General features: G+C 59.6%; 9 protein-coding genes (1 of these 9 cut by a window edge). 8 read left to right on the forward strand and 1 reads right to left on the reverse strand.

The window, feature by feature from the left end:
- Positions 1–82: 82 nt before the first annotated feature.
- The 3 genes from BN3795_RS12060 (at position 83) to BN3795_RS12070 (ending at position 2,942) form a co-directional block, all read left to right on the forward strand.
- On the forward strand, positions 83–847 hold the full coding sequence (locus tag BN3795_RS12060) for a 16S rRNA (uracil(1498)-N(3))-methyltransferase (RefSeq protein WP_068784906.1): 765 nt from the start codon (positions 83–85) through the stop codon (positions 845–847).
- Between the two features lie 3 nt (positions 848–850).
- Complete coding sequence (gene mtaB, locus BN3795_RS12065; RefSeq protein ID WP_068784907.1) at positions 851–2,194, forward strand: tRNA (N(6)-L-threonylcarbamoyladenosine(37)-C(2))-methylthiotransferase MtaB; 1,344 nt, start codon at positions 851–853, stop codon at positions 2,192–2,194.
- 310 nt (positions 2,195–2,504) lie between these two features.
- Positions 2,505–2,942 carry an NUDIX hydrolase gene (locus BN3795_RS12070; RefSeq protein WP_068784908.1) on the forward strand — a complete coding sequence of 146 codons (438 nt, stop codon included), beginning with the start codon at positions 2,505–2,507 and terminating at the stop codon, positions 2,940–2,942.
- 207 nt (positions 2,943–3,149) lie between these two features.
- On the opposite strand, the gene BN3795_RS12075 is transcribed toward BN3795_RS12070, so the two are convergent.
- Positions 3,150–4,169, reverse strand: coding sequence for a Na/Pi cotransporter family protein (locus BN3795_RS12075; RefSeq protein WP_068784909.1), 1,020 nt, complete (start codon positions 4,167–4,169; stop codon positions 3,150–3,152).
- Between the two features lie 169 nt (positions 4,170–4,338).
- Between BN3795_RS12075 and BN3795_RS12080 the strand changes: the two genes are divergently transcribed.
- The 5 genes from BN3795_RS12080 to BN3795_RS12100 all read left to right on the forward strand — a co-directional run.
- On the forward strand, positions 4,339–5,712 hold the full coding sequence (locus BN3795_RS12080) for a class I SAM-dependent rRNA methyltransferase (protein ID WP_068784910.1): 1,374 nt from the start codon (positions 4,339–4,341) through the stop codon (positions 5,710–5,712).
- A gap of 288 nt (positions 5,713–6,000) precedes the next feature.
- A complete protein-coding gene (gene addB, locus BN3795_RS12085) occupies positions 6,001–9,552 on the forward strand; it encodes a helicase-exonuclease AddAB subunit AddB (protein ID WP_068784911.1) in 3,552 nt (1,183 codons plus the stop codon).
- Entirely contained in the window at positions 9,549–13,646 is a 4,098-nt protein-coding gene (gene addA, locus BN3795_RS12090; RefSeq protein ID WP_068784912.1) for a helicase-exonuclease AddAB subunit AddA, read from the forward strand. The genes addB and addA overlap by 4 nt, the downstream gene beginning before the upstream one ends.
- A gap of 808 nt (positions 13,647–14,454) precedes the next feature.
- On the forward strand, positions 14,455–15,654 hold the full coding sequence (locus BN3795_RS12095; protein ID WP_068784913.1) for an exonuclease SbcCD subunit D: 1,200 nt from the start codon (positions 14,455–14,457) through the stop codon (positions 15,652–15,654).
- Positions 15,651–16,382, forward strand: the 5' portion of a protein-coding gene (locus BN3795_RS12100) for an AAA family ATPase (RefSeq protein WP_068784914.1). Its footprint extends 1,428 nt past the window's final position; the window shows 732 of its 2,160 coding nt (coding positions 1–732); the start codon lies at positions 15,651–15,653; its stop codon lies off the right edge, out of view. The genes BN3795_RS12095 and BN3795_RS12100 overlap by 4 nt, the downstream gene beginning before the upstream one ends.

Raw genomic sequence — 16,382 nt, forward strand, 5'->3', positions numbered from 1 at the left:
AAGGACTGGAAACGGGGTTTCAAAAGTTGTATGATGTAGTTTGGTGATTTTGACCTTGATGGAACGATAAGGATGATAAAGCATGCAGCGTTATTTTGTGGAGCCCGCGCAATTCCGCGGTCAAGACGTGACGATCGCCGGCGAGGATGCCCGCCATATCGGCAGGGTGATGCGCGCCAAGCCCGGTGACAAGCTGATCGTGAGCGACGGGGTTTCCCGGGAGGTCCTCGCGGAGATCACTTCGATCGAGCCGCAACAGGTAACTGCGGCGATTCTAGAGGAGCTGGCAGGTTCCGGGGAACCGTGGCTGCAGGTGACCGTGGCCCAAAGTTTGCCGAAAGGCGACAAAATGGAGACCGTCATCCAGAAGTGCACGGAGATCGGAGCGGCTTCCTTCCTTCCTTTCCTATCCGAACGGACGGTTGTGCAGTACGACAGCAAGAAGGAAGAGAAACGGCTGGCCCGCTGGCAAAAAATCGCGAAAGAAGCCGCCGAGCAGGCGCATCGCAGCAGGGTTCCGGCTGTTGAGTCGCCGGTGAAATGGGAGAAGCTGCTTGCCGCATTGCCGGACTACGATTTGATATGCTTATGTTATGAAAAAGAGGAAGGCCAGCAGCTGCGGGACGTGCTGAAGCCTTTCGCCGCCGCGCTGGCGCCTGATGCGGCAGTCAAAGTGGCCGTCATTGTCGGGCCGGAAGGCGGCTTCACCGAGGCGGAAGTACAGGAAGCCGAAGCGGCGGGTGCGGTATCTGTTGGCTTAGGCCGCCGCATCCTTCGCACTGAAACGGCCGCTATGGCCGCCCTGACCTGCATCATGTATGAATCCGGAGAAATGGGGGGGGATTGAGCGATGCCAACCGTCGCCTTTTACACCTTGGGCTGTAAAGTTAATTTCTATGATACCGAAGCGATTTGGCAGCTATTTAAGAACGAGGGCTACGAGCAGGTTGATTTCGAGCAATCGGCTGCCGATGTTTACTTGATCAATACCTGCACCGTGACGAACACCGGTGACAAGAAGAGCCGTCAGATCATTCGACGTGCTGTGCGCCGCAATCCGGACGCCATCGTTGCCGTAACCGGCTGCTACGCGCAGACCTCGCCTGCGGAGATTTTGGACATCCCCGGCGTGGATCTGGTGATCGGGACGCAGGACCGGGATAAGATCATCCCTTACGTGAAGCAGCTTCAAGAGCAGCGCAAGCCGATTAACGCAGTGCGCAACATTATGAAGACACGGGAGTTCGAAGAGCTGGACGTGCCGAACTTCGCCGATCATACCCGTGCTTTCCTGAAAATTCAGGAGGGCTGCAACAATTTCTGCACCTTCTGCATTATTCCTTGGTCGCGCGGATTGTCGCGCAGCCGTGACCCGCAAAGCGTGATTCAGCAAGCGCGTCAACTGGTTGCAGCAGGCTACAAGGAAATCGTTCTGACCGGTATTCATACCGGCGGGTACGGAGACGATCTGGAGAACTACCGTTTGTCCGATCTGCTCTGGGACCTGGATCAAGTGGAAGGACTGGGCCGCATCCGCATCAGCTCGATCGAAGCGAGCCAAATCGATGAGCGTATGCTTGAGGTGCTGAAGAACTCCTCGAAGATGTGCCGCCATTTCCATATCCCGCTGCAAGCGGGCAGCAACGAAGTGCTGAAGCGCATGAGAAGAAAGTATACGATCGAAGAGTTTGAGCATAAAATTAAAATGATCCGCGATTTCATGCCGGATGTGGCTATTACAACCGACGTTATCGTGGGCTTCCCCGGGGAAACCGACGAGCTGTTCCGTGAAGGGTTCGAAGCGATCCGACGTATCGGCTTCTCGGAAATGCATGTATTCCCGTATTCCAAGCGGAGCGGTACGCCGGCCGCGCGGATGGAGGACCAGGTGGATGAGGATGTGAAGCATGCCCGCGTGCATGAGCTGATCGATTTGTCCGAGCAAATGCAGCTCGCTTATGCCGAGAAGTTCGTTGGCCAGGTGCTGGACGTCATTCCGGAGAAGGATGAGAAAGGCACCGCCGGAGACGGGTTCGTGACCGGCTTCAGCGACAACTACCTGCAAATCCGCTTCCCAGGTACCCCGGACCTGACCGGCAAGATGTGCCGCGTCAAACTGACCCGCGCCGACGTCAACACCAGCGAAGGTCAACTGGTCCGTGTGCTGGACGAAGCCTCGCAAGCTCTAGCTTAATACTTCCGCCCGACACCGGGCATGAACCAAGGATTTCACCCTGATGGGGCTGAAATCCTTGTTGTTACATATGGGTAAATTGGAAGTATGAGTGCGTTGCGCCTATAATTAACAAGTGCCATGGAGGGAAGAAACGCATTCCCGAAGGGAACAGCGGCAGGAGCGTCTCAGTCGATCCCACGTTCTTCCAGTTTGCGGGATTCCCAAGGGCAGCGGGCCCTTGGGGGCTCTCCCTTACGGTAAGGGAGGGTTTGGGAGGGTTGAGTCCCGGTTTGGAAGGGTTGAGTAATTTTAAGGAGGTACAGCCAGAATGCCATTCAAAGAAATCTCTGCTGGAGGCGTTGTCTACCGCATCCAAGACGGGCAGCTGCAAGTGCAGCTGATCACCGACCGTTACGGCAAAATATCGTTCCCCAAAGGAAAGAGAGAACCGGGAGAAACCGTGGAGCAAACGGCCTTGCGCGAAATTTTGGAGGAAACCGGCATTGTGGGCCGGATCGATAGATTGATCGATATTATCGCCTATACTTACCATCATCCCAAACTGGGGAACGTCGATAAGGAAGTTCACTACTATCTGGTGGAATGGCAAAGCGGGGCGCTTAAGCCGCAGCTTGAGGAGATCCGCAGCGTGTCCTGGTACGAGCCGCAGGAGGCTTGGCGTCAACAAAGGAAAGCCGGGTACGACAACAACGATTTTATCCTGGAAAAGGCTCTAAAAATGCTCGGCATCGAGCCGAAAAATTAGGATGGATGAACGGCACGCAGAAATAGATGCCCACATGCAGTTATTTTTGCTGAAATCGTTCAATACGCCGAATTAGATGCTAGGGTGCAGTTATTTTTGACGGTATTGGTGAATTGGGAGGATATCGGCGAAAATAACTGCATTTTTGCAACTATTTACGGGAAAATCCGCTTTTCCCTAGAAATAACTGCATTCCTGCAACTATTCCTATGCCTTCGTATTCGGAAGGAGACGGCTCGGGAGATCGCCATCGTCCCCGGACCGATCCAGCCTGGACCAGACCGGCAAATAGCAGAACGGCAGCGCCAGCAAGGAGCATACGACGTTAAAAATCGTTTGCGTATGGGCGATCTGCGCCGACAGATCGTCGGTCAGCCACGCCGCCGCCGCTTGCAGCAGCGGGACCATCGGCAAGAACAACACCGCCCCCAGCACGTTCAGCGTGACGTGCGACCAGGCGACGAACCGGCCCGGCCGGGTGCCGCCGATCGCGGCGATCACCGCCGTCACGCAAGTGCCGACGTTGGAGCCGATCACCATAGCGATCCCGAACTCCACCGGCAGAGCACCGCTGGCGGCGAGTCCCATCGTCATGGCCACGACCGCGGCGCTGCTGTGAATGATCGCCGTCAGGATGGCGCCGGCGAAGGCGCCCCACAGCAGGCTGCCGGTGGCATGCGCGAGCAGCCAGGAAATCACGCCGCGCTCCTCCAGCGCAGGGCCGATGGATTGCATGAAGCGAATCGCGATCATCACCAAGCTGAAGCCGGCAAGGGCCAGAGCGCCAAACTGCAAGGGCAGCAGCCAAGTCAGGCGGCGCTTGAGATGTTCAGGCAGAAATTCGCCGCCAAGAACGGCCGCAGCCCATGTGCCTAACGAAGCGACAAGCATGGGAACGCCCAGCTTGGCAATATTAAGGGCAAGCAGCTCGGTGGTGAGGCATGTACCGATATTGCCGCCCAGGATAATGCCCAGCGTTCGCGCATAAGACAACAGGCCGGCGTTGACAAGACCGATCGTCATCACCGTGACGGCCGTGCTGCTCTGCAGGACAGCCGTGATCAGCGTGCTCGACAGCAAGCCGGTCCATGGCGTGCGCGTCGTCCGATGAAGAAAGCCGATCAGCCTGGGGCCGGCCCAGGCATGCAAGGCAGCCTCCATGACTTTCATGCCGAACAGGAACAGGGCGAACCCAAACGTCACCGGAAACAAGAGGTCTTGAAACATATCGAGGTCCCCCTTTCCCGTGAAATCAATTTGAACAAGCTACCATCGTACAAGTTACATATATGTCGGACGGACAACTTCCATGCTTGCAAAAGCGGGGGGCGCCCGAGCCGAGAAGGCCGAGGAGCCTTGGTATGAATACATTTTGTGATGAGGAGTGAAGAAGCGAGTGGCAAGGGTTATACTGCAGCGCAGCCGGAAGAAACGGTTGGAAAAGGGACATCCCTGGATCTTCAAAAATGAAATTGAGAGCATAGAAGGGGAGGTAGAGCCGGGCGCTTTGGTCGAAGTCGCCGATCACCGGCACCGCTACCTGGCTACGGGGTATTACAATCCGGTTTCGCAAATTACCGTCCGCGTAGTGTCCTTTACGCCGCTTGCGGCGATGGACACCGCTTTTTTTGTCCGGCGATTTACGGAATGCTTGAAGCACCGGGAACGCTTCGTGAAGGAGAATGCCTACCGCCTGGTTTACGGGGAAGCCGATTTCCTGCCGGGGCTGATCGTGGACAAGTTCGGGGACGTGCTGGTCGTTCAACTGCTGACGCTGGGCATGGATCGCTGCCGGGAGCAGATCATCGAGGCGCTGTCGGAGGTGCTGCATCCTGTTGGCATCTATGAACGCAGCGACGTATCCGTGCGTGAAATGGAAGGCTTGGAGCAGGTTAAGGGGCCGATGCTCGGCCAGCCGCCACGCCATGTCATCGTAACCGAGAACGGACTCCAGATTGAAGTGGACATCGAGCAGGGGCAAAAGACGGGGTATTTCTTCGACCAGCGGGAAAATCGGGCCTCCATCAAGCCGCTGATGACTGGCTGGGGCGAACGCAGCGGGATTGCGCTGCAGGAGTTGCCGGCGGAAGACGGCGGCGTGCGGCTGGTGCCGGTTAACCGGAACGGCAAAGAGGTCACCTTTCCCTATTGGGACGGGGCGACCGTGCTGGAATGTTTTTCGCACACGGGAAGCTTTACTCTGCATGCCTGCCAATATGGGGCAAAAAAGGTCACCTGCCTCGACATCTCCGAGCATGCGATCGAAAGCGCGAAGCGGAACGTTGAGTTGAACGGGTTCACGGATCGTGTTGAATTTGTTGTGGCCGATGCGTTCGATTATTTGCGCAGCCAAGCCAAAGGCCTGGAGGAGCGGGTACGCCGGGCCGCGCCAGAGGCCAAGGTCGATACCTCCGTACCGTTGCCGGCCGGCGGAGGACGGACCTGGGATGTCGTGATCCTGGATCCGCCGGCGTTCGCCAAGACCAAGTCGGCGGTTAAAGGCGCCTGCCGCGGCTACAAGGACATTAATCTGCACGGGATGAAGCTGGTTAACGAAGGCGGATATTTGGTCACGGCCAGCTGCTCCTACCATATGCGCCCGGATCTGTTCCTGGAGACGATCCTGGAGGCGGCGGAGGATGCCGGGAAGGTCTTGCGCCTGGTGGAATGGCGGGCGGCCGGGAAAGACCATCCCCAAATCCTTGGGGTGGACGAAGGACATTACCTGAAATTTGCGATTTTTGAGGTGCGCAGTAAAGGCGTGATTTAATTCGGGATTGCGCGGGCCAGGCACGGATGTAACTTCTTTCCTGTTCCTTTCCGATAAAGCTGCTGCTCGATTTAGCACATAACCTCCCTGTTCCGCGGAAGGGGCGGAGACCTATAAGAAGGCGAAGAAACCGGTGATCATGAAGTGCCGGAACCGGGCTTTTCCCGGAATCACAGTCTCGTTTTTGCGTGCATGCGCGAAGCGGGGCTGTTTTTTTAGATGCGAATGTTTGATCGTATTTATGCTATACTGGAAACTAACGAATTGTCCGTTGTAGGAGGTTTATCCATGTCTTTAAGGTTCATCATCGGCCGCTCCGGCAGCGGCAAAACGAGTCTGATTCTCGACCGGGTAACCGCCGCGCTGCGCGAGGACCCCACCGGTCCGCCGCTCATTATCTTAACCCCGGAACAGGGCACGTTCCAAATTGAACAGCGAATCGCCACGGCCCCGGGCCTGCGCGGCACCGTCCGCACCCAGGTGCTGGGGTTTCGCCGCCTGGCGCTGCGCGTTATGCAGGAGACCGGCGGAGCGGCGTTGGTTCCGATTGATGACGAAGGTAAAAAGATGCTGCTGTACAAGCTCATGCGCCGCCGCAAAGACAAGCTGAAGCTGTTCGGGCACGGCGGGGACCAGCTTGGTTTAATCGACCGGATCGCCGGGTTGTATACGGAGATGAAGAAATACAACGTGGATTTCCAGGCTTTGCCGGAGCACTATCGTCTCCTGGAGCAAACCGATGGGGAGTCCCCTTTGTTGAAGGATAAAATGCACGACCTCAGCCTGCTGTTCGCCGAATTTGACGAGGAACTGTCCCGTTTGTACATCGACAACGAGGATCATGTCGTGAAGCTGGCGCAAGGGGCGGCAGAATCGGCTTATTTGCGCGGGGCGGAAATTTGGATCGACGGATTTCACACGTTTACGCCGCAGGAATATACGGCGATCCTTGCGCTGCTCAAGGCGGCCGCGAACGTCACCGTATCGCTGACGATGGACCGAATCTATGGCGACGGGACGCTGCCGCATGAATTGAATTTGTTCCATACCCCGGCGTCCGCCTTTCTTAAATTGAATCAACTGGCCCTGGAAGCGGGAGTGGAAGTTCAACCGGCGGAGGTGTTGGATGCGCGCCCCTTTCCCCGTTTTCAGGAGAGCGAGACGCTGTCGTATCTGGAATCGGCATACGAACGGCGTATTCCGTGGCCGCAAGCCCAACCGCCGCGAGATCTGGAGCAAGCTTTGTCTTTGCACCGGGCTGCCAGCCGGCGGGCTGAGGTTGAAGGCGCGGCACGAGAAATGGTGCGCCTGGCCCGGGAAGAGGGGGTACGCTGGCGGGATATGGCGCTGCTGGTGCGCAATCTGGGGGATTACGAAGAATTGCTGGCTCCGACGATGGAAGCCTATGGGATCCCCTATTTTCTTGACCAGAAGACCAGCATGCTGTATCACCCGATGATCGAATTTATCCGTGCGGCGCTAGACGTCGTATTGGGTTTCTGGAAATATGAGGATGTCTTCCGCTGTGTGAAGAGCGAATTTCTGCTGCCGCTGGACGGAAGTTTGACGCGCGAGCACATGGATCTGCTGGAGAACTACGCCCTGGCGAGCGGGATCACAGGCTACCGCTGGTTTGACGGCCGCCCTTGGAAATCGGCGCCAAGCCTCTCGCTCGAACAGGATGGCGGTCAAACGGCAGCTTCGGCGAAAGCCCAGGAGCAACTGCAGCTTCTGGAGCGGTGCCGCGCTGCGGTTGCAGGTCCATTGTCGGCGTTCGAGAAAGAGATCCGGAAGGCGAAGAACGCTGCGGATAGGTGTGCCGCAGTGTACCAGCTGCTGGAGAATGTCGAAGCCGCTCAGCACCTTGATGTGCTGGCCCACCGGATGGTGTGTGAAGGCAAGCCGCGTCAGGCGATGGAACATCGGCAATTATGGGGCGCGGTACTGGACGTGCTCGACCAGATCGTGGAGATGATGGGGGACGAGCCCCTGGAGCTGGAGTTGTTTGCCGGCATCCTGGAGACCGGCCTCAAGGAGCTGAAGGTGGCACTGGTACCGCCTTCGCTTGACCAGGTCCTGATCGGGAGCACCGAGCGGACGCGTTCAGGGCAGGTCAAGCACCTGTTTCTGCTGGGCATCAATGAAGGCATCATGCCGGCGAACCTCCAGGAAGAAGGTGTGCTCAGCGAGCTGGAGCGGCAGCGCCTGGCGGAACTCGGCCTTGAGCTGGCGCCGGGGTTGGCCCGCAAGCTGTTGGATGAGCGCTTCCTCGTGTACGAGGCGTTGTCGGGAGCGAGCCGCTCGCTGTGGCTCAGCTACCCTGCGGCCGACGGAGAGGGAGGGGCGCTGCTGCCGTCAGAGGTGATCCGTCATGTGAAGCGGATCTTCCCGGGACTCCGTGAGCATACGCTGGCGTTATCGCCGGGGCCAGCCAGCGATGATGTTGACGACGATCAAGCGGCGGCGCAGCTGGAGTTCGTCTCGCGTCCGGGGCCTGCGCTCCATGTGCTGATCGGCCAACTGCGGCGATGGAAGTCAGGGGAACCGATTTCTCCGCTGTGGTGGCGCGTGCTGGAGTGGTATAAGTCCCAGCCGGAATGGGAAGGCAAGGCATCGCACCTGCTCACTTCGCTGGACTATCGCAACCGGGTGCGCGGCTTGACGCCGGCGACCAGTCGACGCTTATACGGCAAGCGGCTGCGGACAAGCGTGTCGCGGATGGAGCAGTTCTCGGCTTGCCCGTTTGCGCACTTCGCTTCCCACGGGCTGAAGCTGAAGGAACGCCAGCTTTACCGACTGCAGGCGCCGGATATCGGGCAGCTGTTCCACGCAGCGCTCAGTCAGATGGCGCTTTCCTTCCAAGCGCAAAACCGCAGCTGGGGCAGCCTTTCGCCGGAGGAGGCGATCCAAGCGGCAAATTCCGCCGTAGACGAGTTGGCGCCAAAGCTTCAGGGGGAAATCCTGCTTAGCTCCAAGCGATACGGTTACATCTCCCGCAAGCTCAAAGCCATCGTTGGCCGCGCTTCGCTGATCCTCGGCGAGCAGGCGCGGCGGGGCAGCTTCGAGCCCGTCGGACTGGAGCTGGATTTTGGTCCGGGGCGGGCGCTGCCTCCGTTGACGTTCGAACTGCCGAACGGATGCGTCATGGAAATCGTCGGCCGGATCGACCGGGTCGACATGGCGGAAGGGGAACAAGGCTTGCTGCTGCGGGTCATCGACTACAAGTCGAGCCAGACCGACCTGAAGCTCCATGAGGTGTATTATGGCTTGTCGCTGCAAATGCTCACCTACCTGGACGTGCTGCTGTCTTCGGCGGAAGCCTGGTTAGGGCAACCCGCCATCCCTGCGGGCACGCTGTACTTCCACGTGCATAATCCGCTGCTGCAGAGCAGTAATGGCATGAGTGCGGAGCAAGCGCAGCAGGAACTGCTGAAGCGGTTCAAAATGAAAGGCCTGCTGCTGGCGGACCGGGATGTAATTGCGAAAATGGACGCCCGGCTGGAAAAAGGCTACTCGGAAATCATCCCCGTGGCGATCAAGGCGGACGGCGGCTTTTACAGCAGCGCGTCCGTAGCGACGCCGGAGCAATGGGATACGCTGCTGGGTTCCGTGCGGCGGACGATCACCGAGATCGGAACGCGGATCACCGACGGGGATGTGCAGATCGCTCCCTACCGGCTTGGCATGGAGACGGCTTGTACGTTCTGTCCGTACAAGCCGGTGTGCCGGTTCGAGGAGTCGCTGGAAGGCAACTCCTATCATCATCTCGGCAAGCCGGGCAAGAACGAAATTTGGCAGCTCCTCGGGCAGGAGAGCGGAAAGGAAGCGAACCCATCATGACCACGATGAAACCTAAACCCGCCGGCAGTTACTGGAGCGACGATCAGTGGCGAGCGATCGCCCTGTCCGGAGGGGACATGCTGGTGGCAGCGGCGGCGGGCTCCGGCAAGACGGCGGTGCTCGTCGAGCGCATTATCCGCAAGCTGACGGATGCCGAGCAACCGATGAGCGTGGACCGGCTCCTGGTGGCTACGTTCACGAAAGCCGCGGCTGCGGAGATGCGGGGGCGGATCACGGAAGCGCTGGAGAAAGAGCTCGTCAAGGATCCGAACAACGAATACTTAAACCGGCAACTCGCCATGCTGGGGCGCGCTTCGATTACGACGCTTCACTCGTTCTGCATGGAGGTCATTCAGCGTTATTACACGCTGATTCCGCTGGATCCGGGCTTCCGGATCGCCTCGGAAAGTGAAACGGCACTGCTGCGCCAGGAGGTGCTGGAGGAACTGCTCGAGGAGAAATACGGCAGCGAGCCGGCCGACAGTCCCTTTGTGAAGCTGGTCGATCTGTTTGGCGGAGAGCGCAGCGATGCAGCGGTGTTTACGCTGGTGCAGCGGCTTTACGACTTCTCTCGCAGCCATCCTTGGCCGGATCATTGGCTGCAGGAAGCCTCTTCGGCTTTCCGGGCCCCTGATCTGGCTGCGCTGGAGAAGAGCGCATGGGTCCAAAGCCTGCTAACCGATACCGCGTTGGCGCTCGGGGGAGCGGCCAGCTTGCTGACTCAAGCGAAGGCGCTGGCGTTGTCTCCGGGAGGACCCGAGCCGTACGCCGTGACGCTGGAGGAAGATCTGAACGCGGTTCGGTCGCTGCAGGAAGCGGTGGCCGGCGGAGCCTGGGCTTCGCTTTACGACATCTTTCAGGGGGCGAGCTTCGGCAAGCTGAAGCCGGTGAAGAAGGACCAGACGGATCCCGAAGTCCAGGATCGGGTCAAGGCGCTGCGCGAGGAAGCGAAGAAGACCGTTACCGATTTGCGCTCGCAGCTGTACGGCCGACCGGCGGAGGCGTTCTTGCGGGAGATGCATGACATGGCTCCGCTGCTGGGCGCGTTGTCCGATCTCGTGAGCGAATTCGGTGAACGTTACCGACTGCAGAAAGTATCCAAGGGCTGGCTCGATTTCTCCGACTTGGAGCATTACTGCCTGCAGATCCTGCGGCATCCGGATTCGGAACCAGGTGAGCTTCGGCCATCCGATGCCGCTCTGGAATACCGTCAGCAGTTCGATGAGGTGCTGTTAGACGAATACCAGGACACCAACACGGTGCAGGAGACGATCGTCCGGCTGATCGCCCGGGAGAACCCGGGCAACCGGTTTATGGTCGGCGATGTGAAGCAGAGCATCTACCGCTTTCGGTTAGCGGAACCGGGGCTGTTCCTGGAGAAATACCGGACCTATGGCGACGATTTTGACGGGGCCGGGCTGCGCATCGATTTGGCGCGGAACTTCCGCAGCCGGCGCGAGGTGGTTGATGCGGTCAATTTGTTGTTCCGGAAAATGATGAACGAAAGCGTGGCGGAAATCTCGTACGATCGACGCGCCGAGCTGGTGTACGGGGAGGGCTTTCCGCCGGAGTCTGCCGAGGATTACCGACCTGAGTTATTGCTGGTCGATCGCGACACGGGTTCCGGCGGCAGCTCGGAACCCGCCGACCGGGGGGATCGCGAGACGCCGGAAGGGGATGCAGGAGACGAGGAAGATGAGGCCGCATTGATCGAAGCGGTGCGGCTGGAAGCCCGCGCGATCGCGGCGCGCATCCGCGGCATGCTGGGCGAGGGCGGCCAGCCGCTGCGGATTTACGACAAGCAGCTGCAGGCGATGCGCCCCGTTGCTTTTCGGGACATGGTGATTTTGCTGCGTTCGACGCTCACCTGGGCGCCAGCGATGATCGAGGAGCTTCGGGCGGAAGGGATCCCGGCGTACGGGGAACTGAGCCAGGGGTATTTTCAGGCGTCCGAGGTTGAGACGATGTTGTCGCTCTTGCAGGTCATCGACAATCCGCTGCAGGACATTCCGCTGGCGGCGGTATTGCGCTCCCCGCTGTATGATTTCTCCGAGGAGGAGCTGGCCGACATTCGCCTTGCTTCTCCAGGCGGCCGCTATTACGAGGCGGTGCTCGCGCGGGTTGCTGCCGGAAGTACCGAGGCGTCGCCGGAAGATGGGAACCCCCTGGTGAATGAGTCAGGCGCGGACTCGTCATTAAATCCGGCGGCAGAGCCAGGCCGTGATGCCCTGTCGCTCAAGCTGCAGGCCTTCTTGCGGCAACTGAACGAATGGCGCGGCATGGCCCGCATTGGGCAGTTGGGCGACTTGATCCGGGAAATCTACCGGGAAACCGGCTATATGGAATGGGTCGGCGGTCTGCCGGGAGGATCCCAGCGTCAAGGCAATCTGCAGGCGCTGCTGGACCGGGCTAGACAGTTTGAGGTGTCCTCCTCTGCCCCCGGGCTGTTCCGGTTCCTGCGCTACGTGAGTCGGCTGCGCGAGAACGGCAGCGATCTTGGCGCCCCGGGGGATGCCGGGGAGCAGGGCGACGGCGTCCGCATCATGACGATCCATAAGAGTAAAGGCTTGGAATTCCCGGTTGTGTTCGTCGCCGGATTGTCCAAACCCTTTAACCGTCAGGACTTGAACGCTCCGTTCCTGATGCATAAAGAGATGGGCTTCGGTCCGAAATATGTTGACGCGGATACCCGCCTGAGCTATCCGACCCTGCCGAATTTGGCGATTCGACGGCGGGCGCAGATGGAGCTTCTGGCCGAAGAAATGCGCGTCTTGTACGTGGCGTTAACCCGTCCGAAGGACAAGCTCGTGCTCGTCTCTTCGGTGAAGAACCTGGCCAAGTCCGTCGAAGCCTGGGGCAGCGCCCTGGAGGCTGACGGCGAACTGCTGCCGGATTATTTGCTGGCGCGCGGGCGTTGTTATTTGGATTGGGTTGGTCCGGCGCTAATCCGCCACCCGAGCGCCCGGGAGCTGCGGTTATTCGCCGGCTTGCCGGAGACGGGGGCTGCCGCGCTGGCGGACAGCCCGTCCGAATGGAATGTCGCGTTCGTTAGCGCGCGGGGAGCGGGACAGACCGGCTCCGCGGAGGCGGCGGCCACCGCGGAGCCCTTAGCCGAGGCGGAGCCGGCGCAGATCAAGGCGCTCCTGGCGGGGCGGCCGGTAGCGGCGGTCCTGGCCGGAGAGGCCAAGGACCCGAAGGTTGCCGGGCTGAAGGGAGCGATAGAGTCTCGATTAAACTGGACGTATCCTTACCCTGCGGCAAGCCGGATTGCGGCCAAAACCTCTGTGACGGAAATGAAGGCCCTGTTCGCGCTGCAGGAAGAGCCGTCACGCGATGTCTTCGCCGAAGCGGAGTTGGCGCGCGAGCGGGAGCAGGCCGAGGCGGAGCAACCGCCGGAATTCAAGCTGCATCTGCGGCGGCCGCGGTTTATGGAGCAGCGCAAGCTGACGCCAACCGAACGCGGGGTGGCGTACCATACGTTGATGCAGCATCTGCCGTTTGATGCGGGGTCAGGGCTCGACGTGGTTCAGACGACCCTTACCGGATTGGTTGAACGGCGGATTATGACTGCAGAGCAGGCGGCTGCGATTGATGCGGAGAACATCGCGAGATTGCTGCAAAGCCCGCTCGGCGAGCTGCTGCGGCAGGCGGACTGGGTGAAGCGGGAAATGCCGTTCAGCTATGGGCTGCCTGCCGCGGAGGCTTCGCCGCAGCTCAGCGGCTGGGATGCGGCCGGGGCCGAGGGTGCCGCTCAGAAGGAGGCTCATACGGGGACACCGGCAGGGGGGCAGATTGAAGCTCAGTCAGGTGCTCCTTCCGGCGCTCCGGCCGGCGCGGCGTTCCGGGAATTGGACGGGGAAACCGTGCTGATCCAAGGGATTGTGGACTGCTTGTTCTCTGCGGGCGGCAAGGTATACCTGCTCGATTACAAAAGCGACCGGGTCCTGGAGCATCGCGGCGGCACGGCGGCGCTGGCGGAGTCGTACCGATTCCAGCTGGAGCTGTACGCGAAGGCGGTCGAAGAGATCACCGGTACGGCGGTAGATGAGAAGTGGCTGTATTTCCTCGATAGCGGCCAAGCGGTGAAGCTGTGAGACTCCCTCGGCGACGATGAGTTCATGGAAGCAAAGAGACTAAAAAAGAGACCAAGATACTAAGATACTAAGATACTAAGATACCAAGAGACTAAGAGACTAAGAGACTAAGAGACTAAGAGACTAAGAGATTCCTAGTGGCTATTCGAGACGAAGCGGCCAGGGCTCTGCTTGGCATGTAAAAGCGGCCCGAAGGCAAATAGAGTGAATGGATATTCTTATTCTGGTCATGTCCGACGGACGGGCAAATATAGTGATATAAAATCATCTTATTTCTTTCAAACGAAGCCAGATTGAGGCTGTTTCAGGTGAATAGCGTGATTTTATCCACTAGCGTTGCATTAAACCTGACATGGTGCTGCCCACCCCGCTATCTCACTTACCGCACATTATGATAGCGACATTTTGGGCTGCTATTTCGCCCAGATATGCTTTTTCGGGAAAAATAGCGGCTAAAAAGGGCCTTATTTCTCTGGTGCGAGTACAGAAATCAGGTTTTGGCCCGATTTTTTTCAAAATAAGGCCCTAAATGACCTCTATTTCACACCAAAGGACCGGATTCGACAAAATAGCGCCGTAAAAGGCCGTTATCCACCTGCACGGTTTCAAAGGGGAGGCGGTTACGGCCATTAGACCCCTCGGGTTAATGCAACGCCAGTGGATTTATCATCCTAAATTTGTGCTTAAGCTCGGATTTGCCGGAATAGCAATACATTTTCACTCTATTTCTTTGCGGGAGCACATGTGTCTATGAAAATAGGAATGTTGGACGCCGGCGAACTTTGCCGGGATGGAGGGGGAGAATCGGATGCGCATTATACATACGGGCGATTGGCATTTGGGGCGCACGCTGGAGGGACGCAGCCGGCTTGCGGAGCAGGAGGCGTTCTTGGACGAACTGGTGCGGATGGTGAAGGAGCAGCAGGTCGATCTCGTCCTGATGGCCGGCGACGTCTATGACAGCGTGAACCCGCCGGCTGCGGCCGAGGGCATGTTCTACGAAACGGCGGCACGGCTGACGGAAACCGGCTGCCATCTGGCGGTCATCGCCGGCAACCATGACCAGCCGGAGCGCGTGGCCGCGGTATCGCCGCTGGTTGCGCGCCGGGGCATCTCGCTGGTCGGGCTGCCGGTGCCGGAGGCGATAACCGTCCCCGTTGCCCGCACCGGGGAAACGGCGATCATCGCCGCGCTGCCTTATCCGTCGGAAGCCCGGCTGTCCGAGCTGCTGGCCGGCGATGCGGACGAGTCCGAGCTGCGGCTCGCCTACAGCGCCAAGGTGGGGCTACTCATGCGTCAACTGGCCGGTGCGTTTCGCCCGGATACGGTTAATCTCGCCATGAGCCATATCTATGTGCTAGGCGGATTGGAGTCCGACTCCGAACGGCCGATCCAGGTAGGCGGCGCTTATACCGTGGACCCGTCGGCGCTCGACGTCGGCGCGCAATATACGGCGCTCGGCCATCTGCACAGGCCGCAGGCGGTGAAGGGCGGCGGGCTGACCCGTTATAGCGGGTCGCCGCTGGGGTATTCTTTTTCCGAGGCGGGACAAGCCAAGTCGGTGATGCTGCTGGACGTGGCCCCCGGCAAGGAGCCGGTTCTGGAAGAGCTGTTTCTTAGCAGCGGCCGGCCTTTGGTGCGCTGGAGCTGCCGGGGCGGACTCGCAGAAGCCTACCGTTGGCTCGAGGAGGGGCGGGACGCCAACGCGTTCATCGACCTTGAAATCAGCCTGAGTGAAGCGATGTCGCTGGCCGACATCCAGGCGCTGCGCAAAGCCCATGAAGGGATCGTGCATATCCGGCCGGTATATCCCGGGCGGGAGCTGGAGGAGGAACCCGTGTCCCGCGAAGGCGTTCCGGTGCATGAGTTGTTCCGCAAGTTCTACCAGCGGCAGACGGGCGGAGCCGAACCCGAGGAGGCATTGGTCGAGCTGTTTATGTCGCTCGTTTCCGAGGAAGAGGACGAGGCGGCGGGCGATGAGGCAAGGGTAGAGGGGGAAAGCCGATGAAGCCGATTACGCTGAAAATAGCCGGGCTGCAAAGTTACCGCGAGCCGCAGACGATCGATTTCACCGAGCTGTGCGAGACGGGATTGTTTGGTATCTTCGGGCCGACGGGCAGCGGGAAATCGACGATTCTGGACGCGATTACGCTGGCTCTGTACGGTAAGGTTGGCCGCGCATCCGGAGGCACTCAGGGGATTATGAACCATTCGGAGGATACGTTGTTCGTGGCTTTTACCTTCGAGCTGAATTCCGCTGCAGGGACGGAGCGCTACCGGGTGGAGCGGCGCTTCAAACGCCAGGGCGAGCTGTCGGTCAGCAATACGATCAGTCGATTCATCGAAATCGAGCCGGAAGGGGAAAAGGTTGTCGCCGACAAACTCGCGGACGTAACGCGCTGCGTAGAGCAAAAGCTTGGCCTGAAGATGGACGATTTCACCCGCGCGGTTGTCCTGCCCCAGGGCAAATTCGCCGAATTTCTGTCCCTGAAAGGGGCGGACCGCCGGGCCATGCTGCAGCGGCTGTTTCATCTGGAGAAATACGGCGATCTGCTGGGGCAGAAGCTGACGCGCAAGGTGCGGGCTAACGAGCAGCGCCGCGCCGAGGTGGCCGCCGAGCAGCAAGGGCTGGGCCATGCCTCGGCCGAGGCGCTGGAGCAAGCGGCGGCGGCAGCGCGCGAAGCGGCGGAGCACGCGGCCGAGCGGCGCCGCGAGCTGCGGGGCGCGCAGCAGCGC

Source organism: Paenibacillus phocaeensis, from assembly GCF_900021165.1.
In the GTDB taxonomy this organism is placed as follows: Bacteria; Bacillota; Bacilli; order Paenibacillales; family Paenibacillaceae; genus Fontibacillus; species Fontibacillus phocaensis.

Coding starts and splice junctions, on each gene's coding strand:
- addA (WP_068784912.1), top strand. CDS start 9,549: ATGACCACGATGAAACCTAAACCCGCCGGCAGTTACTGGAGCGACGAT.
- addB (WP_068784911.1), top strand. CDS start 6,001: ATGTCTTTAAGGTTCATCATCGGCCGCTCCGGCAGCGGCAAAACGAGT.
- BN3795_RS12070 (WP_068784908.1), top strand. CDS start 2,505: ATGCCATTCAAAGAAATCTCTGCTGGAGGCGTTGTCTACCGCATCCAA.
- BN3795_RS12095 (WP_068784913.1), top strand. CDS start 14,455: ATGCGCATTATACATACGGGCGATTGGCATTTGGGGCGCACGCTGGAG.
- BN3795_RS12060 (WP_068784906.1), top strand. CDS start 83: ATGCAGCGTTATTTTGTGGAGCCCGCGCAATTCCGCGGTCAAGACGTG.
- mtaB (WP_068784907.1), top strand. CDS start 851: ATGCCAACCGTCGCCTTTTACACCTTGGGCTGTAAAGTTAATTTCTAT.
- BN3795_RS12075 (WP_068784909.1), bottom strand. CDS start 4,169: ATGTTTCAAGACCTCTTGTTTCCGGTGACGTTTGGGTTCGCCCTGTTC.